This is a genomic window from Leucobacter viscericola (assembly GCF_011299575.1).
GTDB lineage: Bacteria > Actinomycetota > Actinomycetes > Actinomycetales > Microbacteriaceae > Leucobacter > Leucobacter viscericola.
On the sequence record NZ_CP049863.1, the window covers coordinates 3,129,456 to 3,143,285 of the forward strand.

Annotated in this window: 24 protein-coding genes, 1 tRNA gene and 1 pseudogene; 16 read left to right on the plus strand and 10 right to left on the minus strand. The window is 59.1% G+C overall.

Going from position 1 to position 13,830, the window contains the following annotated elements:
• Nucleotides 1–34 precede the first annotated feature (34 nt).
• The gene (locus tag G7068_RS13520) at nt 35–793 is read left to right on the plus strand and encodes a lysoplasmalogenase (protein ID WP_244304508.1); all 759 of its coding nucleotides are present in this window, start codon (nt 35–37) and stop codon (nt 791–793) included.
• Here the strand turns inward: G7068_RS13520 and G7068_RS13525 are convergent.
• From G7068_RS13525 to G7068_RS16680, 3 genes and pseudogenes are all read right to left on the minus strand, one after another.
• The gene (locus tag G7068_RS13525) at nt 708–1,655 is read right to left on the minus strand and encodes an NUDIX domain-containing protein (RefSeq protein WP_166292442.1); all 948 of its coding nucleotides are present in this window, start codon (nt 1,653–1,655) and stop codon (nt 708–710) included. The genes G7068_RS13520 and G7068_RS13525 overlap by 86 nt on opposite strands.
• A gap of 40 nt (nt 1,656–1,695) precedes the next feature.
• Nucleotides 1,696–2,016, minus strand: coding sequence for a zinc ribbon domain-containing protein YjdM (locus tag G7068_RS13530; RefSeq protein ID WP_244304510.1), 321 nt, complete (start codon nt 2,014–2,016; stop codon nt 1,696–1,698).
• Nucleotides 1,998–2,045 (minus strand): annotated as a pseudogene (locus tag G7068_RS16680) (hypothetical protein); the annotation flags it as partial. The pseudogene G7068_RS16680 and the gene G7068_RS13530, both read right to left, overlap by 19 nt.
• A 62-nt stretch (nt 2,046–2,107) precedes the next feature.
• Between G7068_RS16680 and G7068_RS13535 the strand changes: the two are divergent.
• Together G7068_RS13535 and G7068_RS13540 are read left to right on the plus strand one after the other, a co-directional pair.
• Nucleotides 2,108–2,545, plus strand: coding sequence for a pyridoxamine 5'-phosphate oxidase family protein (locus G7068_RS13535; RefSeq protein ID WP_166292443.1), 438 nt, complete (start codon nt 2,108–2,110; stop codon nt 2,543–2,545).
• A gap of 294 nt (nt 2,546–2,839) precedes the next feature.
• A tRNA-Pro gene (locus G7068_RS13540) sits at nt 2,840–2,913 on the plus strand.
• Nucleotides 2,914–3,019: 106 nt separating this feature from the next.
• Here the strand turns inward: G7068_RS13540 and G7068_RS13545 are convergent.
• From G7068_RS13545 to G7068_RS13560, 4 genes are read right to left on the minus strand one after another with little or no spacing between them, the layout of a single operon-like run.
• Nucleotides 3,020–4,324, minus strand: coding sequence for a tyrosine-type recombinase/integrase (locus tag G7068_RS13545; RefSeq protein WP_166292444.1), 1,305 nt, complete (start codon nt 4,322–4,324; stop codon nt 3,020–3,022).
• Nucleotides 4,324–4,767, minus strand: coding sequence for an ImmA/IrrE family metallo-endopeptidase (locus G7068_RS13550; RefSeq protein WP_166292445.1), 444 nt, complete (start codon nt 4,765–4,767; stop codon nt 4,324–4,326). The genes G7068_RS13545 and G7068_RS13550 overlap by 1 nt, the downstream gene beginning before the upstream one ends.
• Before the next feature lie 5 nt (nt 4,768–4,772).
• Nucleotides 4,773–5,153 carry a DUF732 domain-containing protein gene (locus tag G7068_RS13555; RefSeq protein ID WP_166292446.1) on the minus strand — a complete coding sequence of 127 codons (381 nt, stop codon included), beginning with the start codon at nt 5,151–5,153 and terminating at the stop codon, nt 4,773–4,775.
• Complete coding sequence (locus G7068_RS13560) at nt 5,125–5,565, minus strand: helix-turn-helix domain-containing protein (protein WP_166292447.1); 441 nt, start codon at nt 5,563–5,565, stop codon at nt 5,125–5,127. Before G7068_RS13560 ends, G7068_RS13555 begins: the two co-directional genes overlap by 29 nt.
• Before the next feature lie 77 nt (nt 5,566–5,642).
• Here G7068_RS13560 and G7068_RS16685 point away from each other — a divergent pair, with 77 nt between their 5' ends.
• Complete coding sequence (locus G7068_RS16685) at nt 5,643–5,888, plus strand: helix-turn-helix domain-containing protein (protein WP_425280480.1); 246 nt, start codon at nt 5,643–5,645, stop codon at nt 5,886–5,888.
• Nucleotides 5,885–6,163 (plus strand): helix-turn-helix domain-containing protein, encoded by a 279-nt coding sequence (locus G7068_RS13565; protein WP_166292448.1) that lies wholly within the window; start codon nt 5,885–5,887, stop codon nt 6,161–6,163. Before G7068_RS16685 ends, G7068_RS13565 begins: the two co-directional genes overlap by 4 nt.
• Nucleotides 6,164–6,333: 170 nt before the next feature.
• Here G7068_RS13565 and G7068_RS13570 read toward each other — a convergent pair whose 3' ends face one another.
• A complete protein-coding gene (locus G7068_RS13570; protein WP_166292449.1) occupies nt 6,334–6,537 on the minus strand; it encodes a hypothetical protein in 204 nt (67 codons plus the stop codon).
• A 132-nt stretch (nt 6,538–6,669) separates the two neighbouring features.
• On the opposite strand from G7068_RS13570, the gene G7068_RS16690 reads away from it, so the two are divergent.
• The 3 genes from G7068_RS16690 to G7068_RS13585 are packed head-to-tail and all read left to right on the plus strand — an operon-like array spanning nt 6,670 to nt 7,936.
• Nucleotides 6,670–6,873: a helix-turn-helix domain-containing protein gene (locus G7068_RS16690; protein ID WP_166292450.1), complete on the plus strand. Its 204-nt coding sequence runs from the start codon at nt 6,670–6,672 to the stop codon at nt 6,871–6,873.
• Nucleotides 6,870–7,619, plus strand: a complete 750-nt coding sequence (locus G7068_RS13580) for a phage antirepressor KilAC domain-containing protein (protein WP_166292451.1) — start codon at nt 6,870–6,872, stop codon at nt 7,617–7,619. The genes G7068_RS16690 and G7068_RS13580 overlap by 4 nt, the downstream gene beginning before the upstream one ends.
• Nucleotides 7,616–7,936: a MarR family transcriptional regulator gene (locus G7068_RS13585; RefSeq protein WP_166292452.1), complete on the plus strand. Its 321-nt coding sequence runs from the start codon at nt 7,616–7,618 to the stop codon at nt 7,934–7,936. Before G7068_RS13580 ends, G7068_RS13585 begins: the two co-directional genes overlap by 4 nt.
• A gap of 161 nt (nt 7,937–8,097) precedes the next feature.
• Here G7068_RS13585 and G7068_RS13590 read toward each other — a convergent pair whose 3' ends face one another.
• Nucleotides 8,098–8,520 carry a hypothetical protein gene (locus G7068_RS13590; protein ID WP_166292453.1) on the minus strand — a complete coding sequence of 141 codons (423 nt, stop codon included), beginning with the start codon at nt 8,518–8,520 and terminating at the stop codon, nt 8,098–8,100.
• 458 nt (nt 8,521–8,978) lie between these two features.
• On the opposite strand from G7068_RS13590, the gene G7068_RS13595 reads away from it, so the two are divergent.
• From G7068_RS13595 to G7068_RS13630, 8 genes are all read left to right on the plus strand, one after another.
• On the plus strand, nt 8,979–9,791 hold the full coding sequence (locus G7068_RS13595; RefSeq protein ID WP_205881304.1) for a polymer-forming cytoskeletal protein: 813 nt from the start codon (nt 8,979–8,981) through the stop codon (nt 9,789–9,791).
• Between the two features lie 102 nt (nt 9,792–9,893).
• Complete coding sequence (locus tag G7068_RS13600; protein WP_166292454.1) at nt 9,894–10,313, plus strand: RusA family crossover junction endodeoxyribonuclease; 420 nt, start codon at nt 9,894–9,896, stop codon at nt 10,311–10,313.
• Between the two features lie 180 nt (nt 10,314–10,493).
• Nucleotides 10,494–10,655, plus strand: a complete 162-nt coding sequence (locus tag G7068_RS13605) for a hypothetical protein (RefSeq protein ID WP_166292455.1) — start codon at nt 10,494–10,496, stop codon at nt 10,653–10,655.
• Nucleotides 10,633–11,505, plus strand: a complete 873-nt coding sequence (locus G7068_RS13610) for a PD-(D/E)XK nuclease-like domain-containing protein (RefSeq protein ID WP_166292456.1) — start codon at nt 10,633–10,635, stop codon at nt 11,503–11,505. Before G7068_RS13605 ends, G7068_RS13610 begins: the two co-directional genes overlap by 23 nt.
• Nucleotides 11,502–12,077: a hypothetical protein gene (locus G7068_RS13615; protein ID WP_166292457.1), complete on the plus strand. Its 576-nt coding sequence runs from the start codon at nt 11,502–11,504 to the stop codon at nt 12,075–12,077. Before G7068_RS13610 ends, G7068_RS13615 begins: the two co-directional genes overlap by 4 nt.
• Entirely contained in the window at nt 12,077–12,310 is a 234-nt protein-coding gene (locus G7068_RS13620) for a hypothetical protein (protein WP_166292458.1), read from the plus strand. Before G7068_RS13615 ends, G7068_RS13620 begins: the two co-directional genes overlap by 1 nt.
• A gap of 338 nt (nt 12,311–12,648) precedes the next feature.
• Nucleotides 12,649–12,984 (plus strand): hypothetical protein, encoded by a 336-nt coding sequence (locus tag G7068_RS13625; RefSeq protein WP_166292459.1) that lies wholly within the window; start codon nt 12,649–12,651, stop codon nt 12,982–12,984.
• The gene (locus G7068_RS13630; protein ID WP_166292460.1) at nt 12,985–13,311 is read left to right on the plus strand and encodes a hypothetical protein; all 327 of its coding nucleotides are present in this window, start codon (nt 12,985–12,987) and stop codon (nt 13,309–13,311) included.
• A 37-nt stretch (nt 13,312–13,348) separates the two neighbouring features.
• Here G7068_RS13630 and G7068_RS13635 read toward each other — a convergent pair whose 3' ends face one another.
• Nucleotides 13,349–13,519, minus strand: coding sequence for a hypothetical protein (locus tag G7068_RS13635; protein ID WP_166292461.1), 171 nt, complete (start codon nt 13,517–13,519; stop codon nt 13,349–13,351).
• Nucleotides 13,520–13,830: the final 311 nt, after the last annotated feature.

The window sequence follows — 13,830 nt, forward strand, 5'->3', positions numbered from 1 at the left end:
GGGAGAGTCGGCGCACGGGTTGTAACGTGGAGGAGTGAGTTCACCGCTGAACGGAGACGGAATGATGCCTGGTTCGATACGGCCCTGGCTGGCATTTACGCCATACATTGTGGTGTCTGTTGTGCACGTCGTCGCCCGGTTTTTTGATCTGCCAGTAGATGCACCGACCAAGCTGATGCTGATGCCAGCGCTGGCGCTCGCCGCGGTTTGGGTCACGGCGAGTCTTCGCCCCTGGCCCCGTGGCGAGATGGTGTTGCTGCTCGCGGCGATCCTGTTCTCGTGGCTCGGCGACGGGGCTTCCGTCTTCTTTCCGATGTTCGAGGACCCTCTGCCGATGATGCTGCTCTGTTTCGGGCTGGCACACGTGGGGTACATGGTGCTGATGCTGCGCGGACGCGGGCTGCAAGTGCGCCGATTTCCGATGTGGGCGATTGTGTACGTACTCGCGTATGGGGTGCTCATGGCGCTGCTGCTGCCGCACACGGGTGCGCTCACTATTCCAGTCAGCGTTTACGGTCTGTTGCTTGTTGGCACGGCCGCGGTCGCTTCACGCTGCGGAACCGTTGTGGCGTGGGGAGGGGCCTGGTTTTTGGCATCGGACGCTATTCTCGCGTTCCGCATTTTTACACCCGAGATGATGCCCGACTGGACGAGCGGTCTGGTGATGCTCACCTACACGCTTGGCCAGGGGCTGATCGTGTTTGGGGTTACGGCTGCGCTGCGGCGTCGGGCGCAGCAACTTGATCCTCAGTTGCCCCGGCCACCTCGGGGAGCAACCGCAACAGCTTACTGACGCTGCGGGTTGTCGCTGCTCCCGCGGCAAGGCAACGCGTTTTGAGTTCGACGTCGCTCGTGACGACTGTTGACACGGCACCGGCCGCCGTCAATTGCTCCACCTGTGCCACTATCTCGTCATCGCCCAGCTCCGGTGCCGAAACAACCCGTACGCGTTCCCCGTCCGCGATACCCCGCGCGGCTCCCTCAACAACCATGACCCACTCTGGGTAGGTGAGATCGAGGCCGGGCACGACTGTTTCGGGGAGGTCTAGAAAGCCCGAGCGGATACCTCGCCCGCTTGATGCAAGGGCGTCGATGCGATTACGCAGACCTTCGGCAGCGGCGCGGCGATCCTTCCACCAGCCATTGGGCACACTGCCTATGACATTGGCGGCGTCGACGACCACGACCGGCGTGGTGCGAAGCAGGGGGCGCAGGATCGGCCAACTCGCGGCGAACGCCGGGTGCAGCGGGTGCTGCTCAACCTCGTCGAGCTGCACCCAGGCGAGGGCGTGACTCTCGGCATCGGTGATTTCTGGCTCGAACTCGGTCGCGACCTCCGCAACGAGGGTTGTGTAGCGCCACCCGCCTCGATCTAGCACGTGTGTGTAACGCGGGATCACCGCGTTATCGGGCACACCCGCTTCTTCTTGAGCCTCACGGATTGCCGCGTCGACCGCCGATTCGTGTTCGTGGAGGGCGCCGCCCGGGATGCCCCAGGTGTCGCCGTGATCGCTCCAGGTGACTCGGTGCTGCAGCAGGATCGCGTCACGGGAGCGGTCGTAAGCCAGGAGCCCGGCGGCGCCGAAACGCCCCCAGTATTGTGCGCCGTCGGCAGCGGTGACCCAAGCATCACCGGGGTTTCGAAGGTCGCTCATGGCTCTAGAGTAACTGCCGGTGCCGAAAAGCGAGAAGGAATTACGCCTTCTTTACGACGCTGGACTTGAGCTGCATCGGGCCAAAGCCGTCGACCTTGCAGTCGATGTCGTGACCGTCGACCCCGTTGATGAGGCGGATGCTCTTGACCTTGGTGCCGGCCTTGAGCGTGCCGCCACCCTTGACCTTCAGATCTTTGGCGATGGTGACCGCGTCACCGTCTTGCAAAACGTTGCCAACTGCATCCCGGATTGGCGCGTCAGTCTCTTCTGTTTCAGCCTCCGCCGACTCGGGTGCCCACTCGTGTGCGCACTCGGGCAGACGAGCAGCGCGCCCATCTCGTAACTGTAAACGCTGCCGCATTTGGGGCAAGGAGGGAGTTCTTCGCTCATGCCCCAATCCTAGCTGTTGGAAAGTTCTTCCCAATCGGGGCGGATCGCGCCAGAATAAGAGCATGAACCCCTCTTCTGGCCCCATCACTGTTCTTAGCGACACAGAATGTTGGGAGCACCTGGCGACGCAGCGCGTCGGACGTCTCGTTACCAGTGTCGGTGACGTGGTCGATATTGTGCCCATCAATTTTGTGGTTGATGGTGACACCGTTGTGTTTCGCACTGCCCCCGGCAGCAAACTCAGTGAGCTGACGGTGAACAGCTCCGTGGTGTTTGAGGTGGACTCGTTTGGCGAAACCTCCGGGTGGAGTGTTGTGCTGCGCGGTCGGGCTCGCGCCCTTGAAACTGAAGCTGAGATCGCAGCGGCGGAACTGCTGCCGCTCAAGCCTTTTGTGCCGACGGTGAAGCGTGTGTTTGTTCGAATTGAGGCGACGGCAGTGACCGGGCGGAGTTTTGTCTTTGGCTCGGAGCCGGATCACGATGCGGTGCACAACGAGTAGCTGACTCTGGCGAGGATCGCCGCTACGTCGCACCGGCGCAGCGGGCCTCGAGGCGTGTTTTTTTTGTTCGTGAGCGGGCTACGTGTCTGGAGGGGCACACAGTCTTGCAGAGGGTGTTGATGGAGCGCGGTGCTGCCCGTCGCGACCTCGGGAGGAGGGGGGGCGTTAGCGCAACTTTCAGGTCGCAACCCACTCGTTTGCGCCGGTGGTCAAATGAGGTCTCAGGATGTGGGTAAGATAGAGGGGTTGCTTCGGCCAGGAACGCACTCCGGTGAGTTTCTGAGCGAATAACAACGGGCTGTGGCGCAGCTTGGTAGCGCACTTGACTGGGGGTCAAGGGGTCGCAGGTTCAAATCCTGTCAGCCCGACAAAATGCCCCGGAACATCGTTGAAATATCAACGGAGTTCTGGGGCTTTGCTGTTTCTGCAAGACGTTCAAACCGGGTTTGGTTGTCATTTGGTTAACATGGGAAATCACGCAGCCGCAGCGATCGCTTTCTTGCGGCGAGCCTCCACGAGCGAAATCACTTCGCCGATCTTCGACGGCCACAAGTGCGCGTACGTGTTCAAAGTCTCGTTTGCGTCCTTGTGTCCCAGCATCTGCTGAACCAGCTTCACATCGGCACCTGCGGCAATTGAGAGCGATGCTGCGACGTGCCGCATGTCGTGAACCCTCAACTTCTCGGCTGCGGTCTCCGAGCGAATCGGCTTCCATACCCGGTTGTACCAGTTGCGATCATTGACCGCCTCACCTCGCGCCGTTTGGAACACGTAGTCATCATCTGCCCTGTTCTCACACAGCGTCGTGAGCTCGGCGATGAGGAACGACGGCAACGGTATCCAACGCTTCTCCCACGTCTTCGGCGGGCCGAGCTTCCGCTTCCCTTCACGGTCCACTGTCCAGGTCCGATTAATGCGAGCACGACCTTGGGTGAGATCGAGGTCACGCACCTGTAGCGCGGTCGCTTCCCCAATGCGAGGGCCTGAATAGCAGAGCAGATGCACGAGTGCTGCATCGTCAGCACGCTTTGTGAGGCTCTTGGCAGCGGCAGCGAGCTTCTCAACGTCCTCGTACGTCAGGTACGGGATCTCATCATCAAGCTTCTCATCCCGCGGTAGCTCGATACCGACGATGGGGTTTCGTCCTATCCAACCCTGCGCAGTGGCGTAGCGAAGCGGGGAACCGAACGTCACGCCAACAATCGCGTCAATAGAAGCTGCCGACAGCTTCCCTGACTTGCGTTTCTTCTTGTTCACATGCTTGCTGTCAGAGAACTCGAACTTTGCTACGCCGTCACGAAGCTGCTGCACCCACGCGTCAACGTCTTCACGCTTGATCGCACCAATAGGGGTAGTCGCCCAGCGGGGGAGCACATAGTTGTCGAGGTCGCGGCGGTAACGGCGGTAGGTGGAATCCTTGATCTTGCCCTTCGACTGCAGCCACGCCTCGGCGAGCTCACGGAATGGGCGCTCGCGCTGAGACGGATCGATGTAACGCCCGGTCCTGATGTCGTCTTCGAGTTCCGCGGCGAACGCCTCAGCCTCACGCCGTAGCTTGAAGTCCTTCGAGCGTGGCTTCATACTGCCGTCAGGCTGCTGCTCACGCCACTTCGTAGCCCACCGAGACCCCTGACCAAACCTGGACCGTTTGAAATGCTCTGGCAACGACTTGAGCGCCTTCAACTGTGCCGGGGTAGGGCTGATGCGCTGAGTCGTACCATCCGGCATCGTCACCGTCGCATCTTTGGTCCAACGGTCCTCAACCCAAGCCCTAGCCATTAAGCCACCTCAATACGTCGTGACCATTGGCCGACACCCATCTTCGGTTCGAGATACACCGCATCACCGATGCGCTCCATGAGTCCCTGAAACACGATCACGCATCGTTCCGCTACGTTAAGGTCAGACGCCATCGATGGTGCATGACCATCTCGCAGCATCTCGACTTCCCTGTAGATGTCAACATCTATCAGCAGGAGTGCTGCCCATTCGTCGGCGCGGCGCTCCATCTTGGCGTTTGCCGGACCAAACATGCTTAGTTCGTCACCAAATACCGCGTGTCCGAGTTCGTGCGCGAGAGTCCAGCGTGCGAGACGTTCTGGCATGCCTTCACGTAGGCGAATGCGCTTCAGATCATGCCGATACTCACCGTTACGGTCACGCAGCGGCGCAAACTCGACGGTCAATCCGAGCGCTTCAGCGTAGTCAAAGAGAAGCTGCATGATTATTACTTGAACTCTGGACAAAACTTTGCGGTCGAATATTCAACAAACTTTTCTGCATCGCTGGTGGAACCACTCGATTCAGCGATGCCTGCAACAAACTCTTCCAACATCTTCTTTCGTCCAGCAGCGCCTGACTCTTCCCTCAAGGACGAACAAAGATCCTTCCCAAGGTAGATGATCTGATCGCTAGTTGCATCGGGGAACGAGTCGATATCTTTGACTTGCTTGATATAGGTCTCCTCGCTTATCTCCCCAGATGGACCCGAGCAGGCCGCAAGCGGCATCGCCAATAGAAGAGCGGCACAAACTGCGCCAACGTACGCCTTCAACTTCATTCTTCTCACTCCTCGTTGATTATGCGTCGTAGTTGTCGTGTTCGTCATTGGGGTTATTATCGCGTTCTGAGGCAACAGCAAGCATGTCGTCCTCGACACTTTCGCGCCTAGGATCATTCTGCCCGAACTGTCCGACAGTGACGTTTCCAAGATTGCGCTCGACCGCCTCCGTGAGAGCAGCGCTCGGCCCGCCCGTCGTGTTTTGCCTGGCATATTGAGCAGCCGCATTCATAATGTCGCCCGGTTCTAGGCCCAGATGGTCGCAAATGACAAGCACGTCTTCAACATCAATCGCCCGCTGCCCCTTGAGGGTTTTGTGAAGTGTTGACAAAGGGAGCCTTGTCTCGTCGGAGAGCATTTTTACGTTGTAACCCGCCCTAGCGATTGCTGCTCGGAGTTCAGCGGCAATGGCCAGACTCATTGGCCCAATATTTCTCGCGTTGCGTCCCTTTTTCTCCATGTGGGAAATTATATCCAATTTGAGGAAACCAGCAAGTCAAGCTTGCGTGGTCTCCACTAAGGTGTTTTACTCTCTATATGGAGATCAATACGAAGCGAAATCAGGTCGCTGGCGAGGTTCGCGCAGAGATCGCCCGCCAGGGAAAGCGACAATCGGACATTTGCAGGGCAACAGGATTCTCATCTTCGCGGCTCTCGAACAAACTGCGGGGTGAAGCGCCAATGACGGTTGATGAGCTGTTCATCATCGCGGAAGCGCTCGGCGTTAGTGTGCGTTCGTTCATTCCTTCTGCGAATGAAGAACAAAGGAGAGCAGCGGCATGAGCGCCGTGATTGATCTCGCTGGCGAACGAGAGGCCCGCGTTGCGGAGCCTGGCGGGTTCGAGGACGTGCCAGCGATCATGTCTCCCGGACAGCTAGCTGAGGTGCTCGACGTGTCGGTGCGAACACTTGAACGCTGGCGAGTGGACGGTGAAGGCCCAGCCTTTCAGCATCCGAAGCTCCCGAATCGCTTCTACAGGTACTTCCGCCGCGATGTTATTGCGTGGCTGGAAAACAAAGAGCCCGGTGCTGGAACACCGGGCGAGACAGATAACTAGAAAGGCAATCAATGTCTGAGAGTAAGAATAGCAGAGGCCTCGGTTATGAGGCACTGCGTGAGATCGTGCGGGAAGAGATCGACAAGTATCTCAATGAAGCCAATCAAGCTTCCCGCACGATAGGCCTCACGAAGTTTCGTGAGTCTGGTGTTGAGTGGGAAGTCTCGTGTTCACCTGTTCGAGTTGATAAACATGACGGGTACGCCGGGCGTGTAGGCGAGTTCGAGCCTGTCTCCGTCAGGGTGGGTTGTGGCGAGCCAGGCGATCTGTCCGTCTGCTGCTGCGGTTTCCATCATGTCAACCATGTGGGCTTTGGTCGCGTCGTCAATTCCCGATCCGACGTGTTGTCCGTGGTAGTAGAGGTTCCAACTCATTGTTCTTCTCCGTTCGGTTGTGGGTTAGGCGAGGGGACGCCTGGTAGCCCTGTTTCGACCGTAGCGGAGAACGGCGGCGATCTGAACGCTGCCAGTGCGGGGGCTGCTTCTCCGGCCCCCGCACGCCTTCTTATGGGTGCCGCCGTTGACAAGATTCGTGCGCTTCTAGAAATACCGAAAGGTGTGCTCGCTGAGCGGGTCGATATTGACCCGGGCTATCTCACAAAGCTGTTGAACGGTTCGCGTCAGCCATCGCCACCAGTCTTGCGGCGAATAGCGTCCGCGCTGGGTGTGAGCGTCGAGTCCATTTCCTACCCGAACGGAGCAGCAAAGTGAACGCGGTAGAGACTTTCAACTTTGAAGGCTGGGATGTCCGTCATGTGGTGATCGACGGCGAGACATGGTTCGTTGCTCGCGACATCGCCCAAGTGCTCGGATACGCCGACGTAGCGAACGCGATCAAGCAGCACTGCAAGGGGGTGGCGAAACACCACCCCCTTCAGACCAAGGGCGGCGTTCAGCAGGCTCGTGTGATTGGTGAGGCTGATGTTATGCGCCTGATCGTGTCCTCGAAGCTCCCCGCGGCAGTGCAGTTTGAGCGGTGGCTGTTCGAGAAGGTGCTGCCGGAGATTCGACGCACGGGTTCGTATGGTGTGCAGCATCAGGTTCCGCAGTCGTTTGCTGAGGCGTTGGCGCTCGCGGCGCGGGTTGAGGCTGAGCGTGCCGAGCTTGAGGCGAAGGTTGTGGAGGATGCGCCGAAGGTATTGTTTGCTGATTCGGTGGCGGCGTCGAAGTCCACGATCCTCGTTGGGGAGCTCGCGAAGATTCTCCGCGGTAATGGTGTCGATATTGGGCAGAACCGGTTGTTTGAGGTGTTGCGTGATGAGGGTTACCTGATCCGGCGTGCGGGGTCTGACCGGAACATGCCGACCCAGTATGCGATGGAGCTTGGCTTGTTCGAGATCAAGGAGACCGCGGTCACGCATTCGGATGGTCATGTGACGATCTCTAAGACGCCGAAGGTGACGGGCAAGGGTCAGCAGTATTTCGTGAACCGTTACGCCGAGAAGGCGGTGGCATGATGAGCAGCATGGTGTTGGATGGTGCCGCGCCAAGGTCGCGTGCTTCTGATCCGGTTACGTCGGTTGATGCGGGCCGGTCGGTGAATGTGAATGCGTCGCAGGCTGCCGTGTTGGAGGCTATCGAGCGCACTATGGATCACGGCATCACGCAGGGGGCGCTTGAGGAGTTCCTGTCGGGTACTTGGTCGCCGTCGCGGATCCGGTCTGCGGTGTCTGAGCTTGAGGATCGGGGACTTGTTGAGGCTACCGGCGAGACACGTGCAACGGTTTACGGGCGTCAGGCTCGCGTGTACCGGGCAGTGAAGGCGGTGTCCTGATGATTGGCGTACTGACCGCGGTCATCATGCTGGTCACGGGTTGGTGTTTGTGTGAGACACGTCACCAGATGAAGGTCATGAAGTCGCGTAGAGAAGATGTGGCGTGATGGGTGCTTGGTTTGGTCAGGTGTGTGCGTTGCTGGCTATCGGGTTCTTTGCGGCTACGTTGATTGATTCGTGGCAAGCGGATCGTAGGGAGGCTCAGGCTGAACGGGAACGGCAAGCAATTTCCGCCTTCCGGTCCAGGACCGGTAGCTCACGTCTACATGCTCTGGATGTTTTCGAGTATGCGCGTCAATGTGGAACATCACTGGATAGTGGAGATTTCGACGCAGTATCTCCTCAGGTTCTTGCATTGACACCTGGAAGCGTCCGATGCGGTCCTCGCACTCCACGCCGAATACCTTCACGTCTATTTCGCCGACGTTGGTTAGTCGGTAGATGGTGGCGTCCATCAGGGAGGTCTGGTGGATGAGTTTCAGTTTGAGTGATTTCATTTCGATGCGTCGGCGGTTGTCGATCCATCCGGCTACAGCAATGACTAGGGCTGCGGTTGCGATGACGTTGTAAATGATTTCTGCCACAGTTTCAGCCTAGTCCTCTTGAAAATTTCGAGGGTTTCGACCCTACCGGTGCTTTTTGTACCCAAAAACGGGGCTGTCGCGGTCATACGCGGCAGTTTCACGACGAGTCCATCGTCACGAGTCACCCCTTCATCGGGCTGGCCATGACTGACAGCGGGCGAAGTAATTCAATAACAGATAACCAGCACATGAGGTTGCGGCGTGGAGTAATGACCCGTCGTGTAGGGCGTTGTGTGTGGGGAGCGCTTGTGGAAGTAACGGAGTACCGAGCGCGAGTCGGGCTGGCAAGCCTGCGGAAGTCCTGGGGGTGGAACCTCAGGCATGATTTTTGCCCCGTTCGCGGGGTGGGCGGTGTGTGGTGCCGTGTGCCGACTGGGATACCCGGGCACACGTGGGGTTCGAATCCCCAACCGTCACTGGGCGATGTGCGCCCTCATCTAGGTAGAGAGAAGGTAGTCGTGGAGAAGAAGTTTGAACTTACAGGCGAGTCGCGTATGGGGCGGCTCGGGGTTACGGTCCATCAGATCCGTGCGACCGAGGACATTCCTCGCCGCGGTATCCGTAAAGGCGATCTCGGAGGCTGGGTAGAGTCGGCAGACCTACCCAACGGCAACGCGAGGGTGTCCGGCGACGCGTGGGTGTCCGGCAACGCGGAGGTGTCCGGCAACGCGTGGGTGTCCGGCGACGCGTGGGTGTCCGGCGACGCGAGGGTGTCCGGCAACGCGTGGGTGTACGGCGACGCGTGGGTGTCCGGCGACGCGAGGGTGTCCGGCAACGCGAGGGTGTCCGGCAACGCGAGGGTGTCCGGCAACGCGTGGGTGTCCGGCAACGCGAGGGTGTCCGGCGACGCGAGGGTGTCCGGCGACGCGAGGGTGTCCGGCAACGCGTGGGTGTCCGGCAACGCGAGGGTGTCCGGCAACGCGAGGGTGTCCGGCAACGCGAGGGTGTACGGCGACGCGAGGGTGTCCGGCGACGCGGAGGTGTCCGGCAACGCGGATCTCGAAAAGCACTGGCACTACCTCGTAGTAGGCCCGATTGGATCCGAAGGCGTTACCGCAACGTTCGTTCGCACCAAGAACGGCAAGCATCGCCTCAACGTGGGGTGCTGGGATGGCACGCTCGGCACGTTGATGGCTGAGGTAAAGCGACGTCGCGCCGGATGGGTTGCTGACGAGGATACGCAGGAGCTCTGGGTGTTGCAGTACAAGGGGCTGCGGGATCTCGGGAAAGCTACCGTGAAGCGTTGGAAGAAGGCGAAGTCGGATGACTGAGCAGATTGATGCGGTGATCGCGGTGCCGGTAGCGGTGCTCGTGCTTGCTGGCGTGGGTTGGCGGGAGCGGGCAGTGCTCGTGGAGTGGTTGGGGTGTCGTAAATGATTACGTTCAGAGTTGATGGTGTGCCGGTGCCGCAGGGTTCTAAGACGGTGGCGCAGGGTGGCGGTAAGGCGTGGCTGCGTGACGCGAATGGTGCGAAGTTGAAGCCGTGGCGCGCGCTCGTTCAGAGTGTCGCTGAGGCGGCGCTGCTCGAGGCGGGTGGTGTCGGGTTTGACTGTCCCGTGGAACTGCACGTGACATTCTTCATGCCGCGCCCGAAGAAGCCGAAGTTCCATCTACCGGCCACGAAACCGGACATCGACAAGTTGCTGCGTGCGGTCATGGATGCGCTCACGAAGTCGGGTGTGATTCGTGACGATTCTCGCGTAACTGCAGTGTCGATGTACGAGTCATTCACGGACGATCTCAACCCGGCGGGTGTTGATGTGTCGGTGTTTGAGGATCGGAGGGAACGGTGACTGATGAGGAGCTTGAGCGTATGACTGCGCCGAAGCGCTACAACATTGCCCCGTACCAGCCTCATGGTGCGGGGCTTACTGTTTCCGCGGTCATGCAGCCAGAACGGAAGCACAGGTGCGGGCGGTGTGCGAACCCGTTCACGTATGGGCGTGAGGACTGCCCCAGAAAGAAGGTGCGCGATGCGTGACCGAGGCGAACCCGAACGGGACTGGGCGGACGCAGCTGATGACCTTCGGGACGATCCCGAGTACCAACGCATCGCCGCGGAAGACCTCGCGAACGACTACAAGGTTCAAGACGACAGATTGGAGCGAGCACTTGAGCGAGCAAATGAGGCGTGAGGGTGTCGTGTACGGGATGCCCGAAGCCGAGTACCACGCGCCGAGAGATGAGCTGTCATCAGCCGGAGCCAAGCTCATTCTCGAATGCGCCGCGAAGTTCAAATATCAGGTGATCGACGGGAACCGGGTCCACCGTCCCGCGTTCGATCTCGGGACGGCGGTGCACACGAAAGTGCTCGGGGTTGGTGCTGAATTTATTGAGTATCCCAACGAGCATTTGACAGCATCAGGCAACGTGTCCACGAAGGCCGCAACAGTGCTGTGGGAGAACGAAATGCGAGAGGCGGGACACATCATCCTCACGCCCGCTCAAGCACTGCAGGCGGACTGTATGGCTGAGGCCGTGTTGCGGGAGCCGGAGTCACGCCGATTGTTTGAGCGCGAGGGCAATGCCGAAGTGTCCATCTTCCACGAGCTCAATGGAGTAAAGCGCCGCGGAAGGTTTGACTATCTTCCCTCTGAGGGCGGTTTCGCGGTCGATCTGAAAACCACATTGGATGCGTCACCGTTCGGTTTTCGTTCGTCGGTTGAGAATTTTGGCTATCACATTCAGTACGGCCACTACACGGACATTCTTGAGCGCATCACTGGCGAGAAACGGGACATGATTTTCGTCGTGGTTGAGAAGGCGCCTCCCTACCTTGTCAATGTCATCAGGTTCGACGAGCTTGAGGACTATGCCCGATTCGGCGAGACAGAAGCGCTCGAAGCAGTGGACAGATACCGGCGCTGCATGGAGTCCGGCGAATGGCCCGGCTATCTCGAACAAGGCATCACAAAGATCAAGCCGTCAATGCGGTTAGTCTACGACTTTCAGGACAAATACGAGAGTGAGGAAATGCAGTTATGAGTGAGATGAGTATCGAACCCAATAGTGAGCAAGTGAACGCAGAAGACTTCATCGGCGGTCCGCAGGTCGTCACGATCACGGGTCGGAAACGCGGCACCACGAAGCAGCCCGTGTTCTTCGAGCTCGCCGAGTTCCCCGGACGAACGTACCGGCCTGGAAAGACGATGCGTCGCCTCATGGTGGCTGCGTGGGGTCCAAACCCGGAAGCCTACACGGGGCGGCAGATGCGCCTCTACGCCGATCCAGAAGTTCGTTTCGGCAAGAGCAAGGTCGGCGGGATTCGGATTAGCCACATGTCGCATATTGACAAGGCGGTTGACCCGATATTGGCGGTGGCTCGCGGGAAGCGGGCCCAGTTCATCGTGCAACCGCTCGCAACAACACCTGCCGTAAATGCGGCGCAGGCTGCGAAATGGATCGATTCTGCTGAGTCGATGGACAAGCTGCAGCGGGTATGGCAGCGAATCCAGCAGGAAGGCCTCGCTAACGATCCGGGGCTTATCGAAGCGAAGAACGAGCGCAAAGCATGGCTGAGCACGCCGACCGCAGAGGAACCAACACAGGAGAAGTGATGAGCGAGAACTTGGTAACCGCCAACCACAAATATGCAGAAGCGATCGGTCGTGATTTCGGTCCTGCAAGCAACGAGGTTCAAGGTGCACTTCTGAACGGGTTTCTACACAGCCTCAACGTGGCCTGTTCGCACAACCCTGGGATGCAAATTGCGTACATCGTGGATGAGTTGAGTGCAGAATCTCGCAAGCTCATCACTGAATTTGCGGGAGCCATTGAGGTGTCGAAATGATGTTCCACCCGCTGCCTAGTTGTGAGCAGTGTCGGGGCCGGGGTCGTACTGACTCCGGCCCTTGTGCGTACACGGAAAGAGCGGAGGAACCCAGTTGACGCAAACGGCTGATTGGTGCGCTGAGTCTGGAAACGTCGCGATCTGCGGAACGGACATGCGCGAATACTCCCGTGAATCTCTCGGCACACGCTGGTGTTTTCACTGCCGGAAGCGTCACGAGTTTTGGTGGGTGGTCGAGGTGCCCGACGGGATCTCGTACTACGGACCGACCGCGCACGCTGCTGGCGAAAACCTGCACTGCACTGACCTGTTCCCAGGGTGGACGAGGGGAACGCCTGATGAGTAAGCACACACCGAAAGCAGTGCTTCGTGATCTCGAAGGGCGTGACGGTCACGTGTCTGCATGGACTGGTGAGGATTGCCCCGAACTGGTGCCGCAGCATCGTCAGGGCGGCATGGGCGGACGCAAAGACAAGCACCGTGGCTCGAACGTGGTGTGGCTCGAATCGCTCATTAACGGGCTCATCGAGTCGGACCCCGAATTTCAAGCGGAAGCGATCCGGCGAGGCATCAAGATCAGTCTTCACGCCGACCCAACCGAAGTGCCTATCGAGCATGCCGTGCACGGGTTCGTGAAGCTGACTGACGACTGGAAAGTAACGGAGGTGACCTAGATGGATGCGTTTACGCCGGATCGGTTAGTTACTGTGTGTGCTGAGCGGTACACGCAGGACGAACTACAAGGGTTTGCCGCTGACGCTTTGGCGAAGGATAAGCCGGTGACGGTGTTTCTGGCTGCGCTTGAATACCAGCATTTGATGGCTGCCCGGATCGCGTTAACCAAGTTCTCTAGCCCGGAGATGGTCAATGATGCTCACGATATGGAGCGGCGCGGGTACGGCGGGCAGGCGTGGATTCTGCGTGAGGCGGTCGCTATCAGGATCGTAGACCACCCCAACGAACGAAGGGAGGTGGATGTCGGTGGCGTGGTTCAAGGTTGATGACGGGTTTTGGTCGCACCCTAAAACGGCGACCCTCTCAGATGCTGCGGTGACGTTGTGGGTGCGTGCAGGCGCTTACTCGTGTCAGCACCTCACGGATGGGGTGATCAAAGCTCCCGTGCTGCGTCTGCTGGGGGATCGTGACGCTGCGGGAGAGCTTGTAGCTGCGGGGCTTTGGGTAGATGAGTCCGAGGGGTGGCGGTTTCACGATTGGGATGAGTATCAGGAGACGTCGGAGACGGTGAAGAAGCGTCGTGCTGATGCGCGTGAGCGTCAGCGTCGTGTGCGTGAAGCTCGGGAGAATAAGCGCAGTCAGTCACAGCAAGTGTCACGCGTGACAGATGGTGTGAGCGACGGTGTGAGTTCGCTACCCCCGGCCCGGCCCGACCCGACCCGACCCGACCCCTCTTCTTCTAACGAAGAAGAGGGGGGTGCCGCCCCTCCCAAAACCTGTGGAAAACATTCACATTGGGATCACGACCAACCATGTCGTGCATGTGCAGCTGACCGAGAAGCTCA

What these genes read in the sequence shown, in the direction of transcription:
- G7068_RS13525 (WP_166292442.1), bottom strand. Translation starts at nt 1,655, where the DNA reads ATGAGCGACCTTCGAAACCCCGGTGATGCTTGGGTCACCGCTGCCGAC.
- G7068_RS13530 (WP_244304510.1), bottom strand. Translation starts at nt 2,016, where the DNA reads ATGCGGCAGCGTTTACAGTTACGAGATGGGCGCGCTGCTCGTCTGCCC.
- G7068_RS13535 (WP_166292443.1), top strand. Translation starts at nt 2,108, where the DNA reads ATGAACCCCTCTTCTGGCCCCATCACTGTTCTTAGCGACACAGAATGT.
- G7068_RS13545 (WP_166292444.1), bottom strand. Translation starts at nt 4,324, where the DNA reads ATGGCTAGGGCTTGGGTTGAGGACCGTTGGACCAAAGATGCGACGGTG.
- G7068_RS13550 (WP_166292445.1), bottom strand. Translation starts at nt 4,767, where the DNA reads ATGCAGCTTCTCTTTGACTACGCTGAAGCGCTCGGATTGACCGTCGAG.
- G7068_RS13555 (WP_166292446.1), bottom strand. Translation starts at nt 5,153, where the DNA reads ATGACGAACACGACAACTACGACGCATAATCAACGAGGAGTGAGAAGA.
- G7068_RS13560 (WP_166292447.1), bottom strand. Translation starts at nt 5,565, where the DNA reads ATGGAGAAAAAGGGACGCAACGCGAGAAATATTGGGCCAATGAGTCTG.
- G7068_RS16685 (WP_425280480.1), top strand. Translation starts at nt 5,643, where the DNA reads ATGGAGATCAATACGAAGCGAAATCAGGTCGCTGGCGAGGTTCGCGCA.
- G7068_RS13565 (WP_166292448.1), top strand. Translation starts at nt 5,885, where the DNA reads ATGAGCGCCGTGATTGATCTCGCTGGCGAACGAGAGGCCCGCGTTGCG.
- G7068_RS13570 (WP_166292449.1), bottom strand. Translation starts at nt 6,537, where the DNA reads ATGAGTTGGAACCTCTACTACCACGGACAACACGTCGGATCGGGAATT.
- G7068_RS16690 (WP_166292450.1), top strand. Translation starts at nt 6,670, where the DNA reads ATGGGTGCCGCCGTTGACAAGATTCGTGCGCTTCTAGAAATACCGAAA.
- G7068_RS13585 (WP_166292452.1), top strand. Translation starts at nt 7,616, where the DNA reads ATGATGAGCAGCATGGTGTTGGATGGTGCCGCGCCAAGGTCGCGTGCT.
- G7068_RS13600 (WP_166292454.1), top strand. Translation starts at nt 9,894, where the DNA reads ATGATTACGTTCAGAGTTGATGGTGTGCCGGTGCCGCAGGGTTCTAAG.
- G7068_RS13605 (WP_166292455.1), top strand. Translation starts at nt 10,494, where the DNA reads ATGCGTGACCGAGGCGAACCCGAACGGGACTGGGCGGACGCAGCTGAT.
- G7068_RS13615 (WP_166292457.1), top strand. Translation starts at nt 11,502, where the DNA reads ATGAGTGAGATGAGTATCGAACCCAATAGTGAGCAAGTGAACGCAGAA.
- G7068_RS13620 (WP_166292458.1), top strand. Translation starts at nt 12,077, where the DNA reads ATGAGCGAGAACTTGGTAACCGCCAACCACAAATATGCAGAAGCGATC.
- G7068_RS13625 (WP_166292459.1), top strand. Translation starts at nt 12,649, where the DNA reads ATGAGTAAGCACACACCGAAAGCAGTGCTTCGTGATCTCGAAGGGCGT.
- G7068_RS13630 (WP_166292460.1), top strand. Translation starts at nt 12,985, where the DNA reads ATGGATGCGTTTACGCCGGATCGGTTAGTTACTGTGTGTGCTGAGCGG.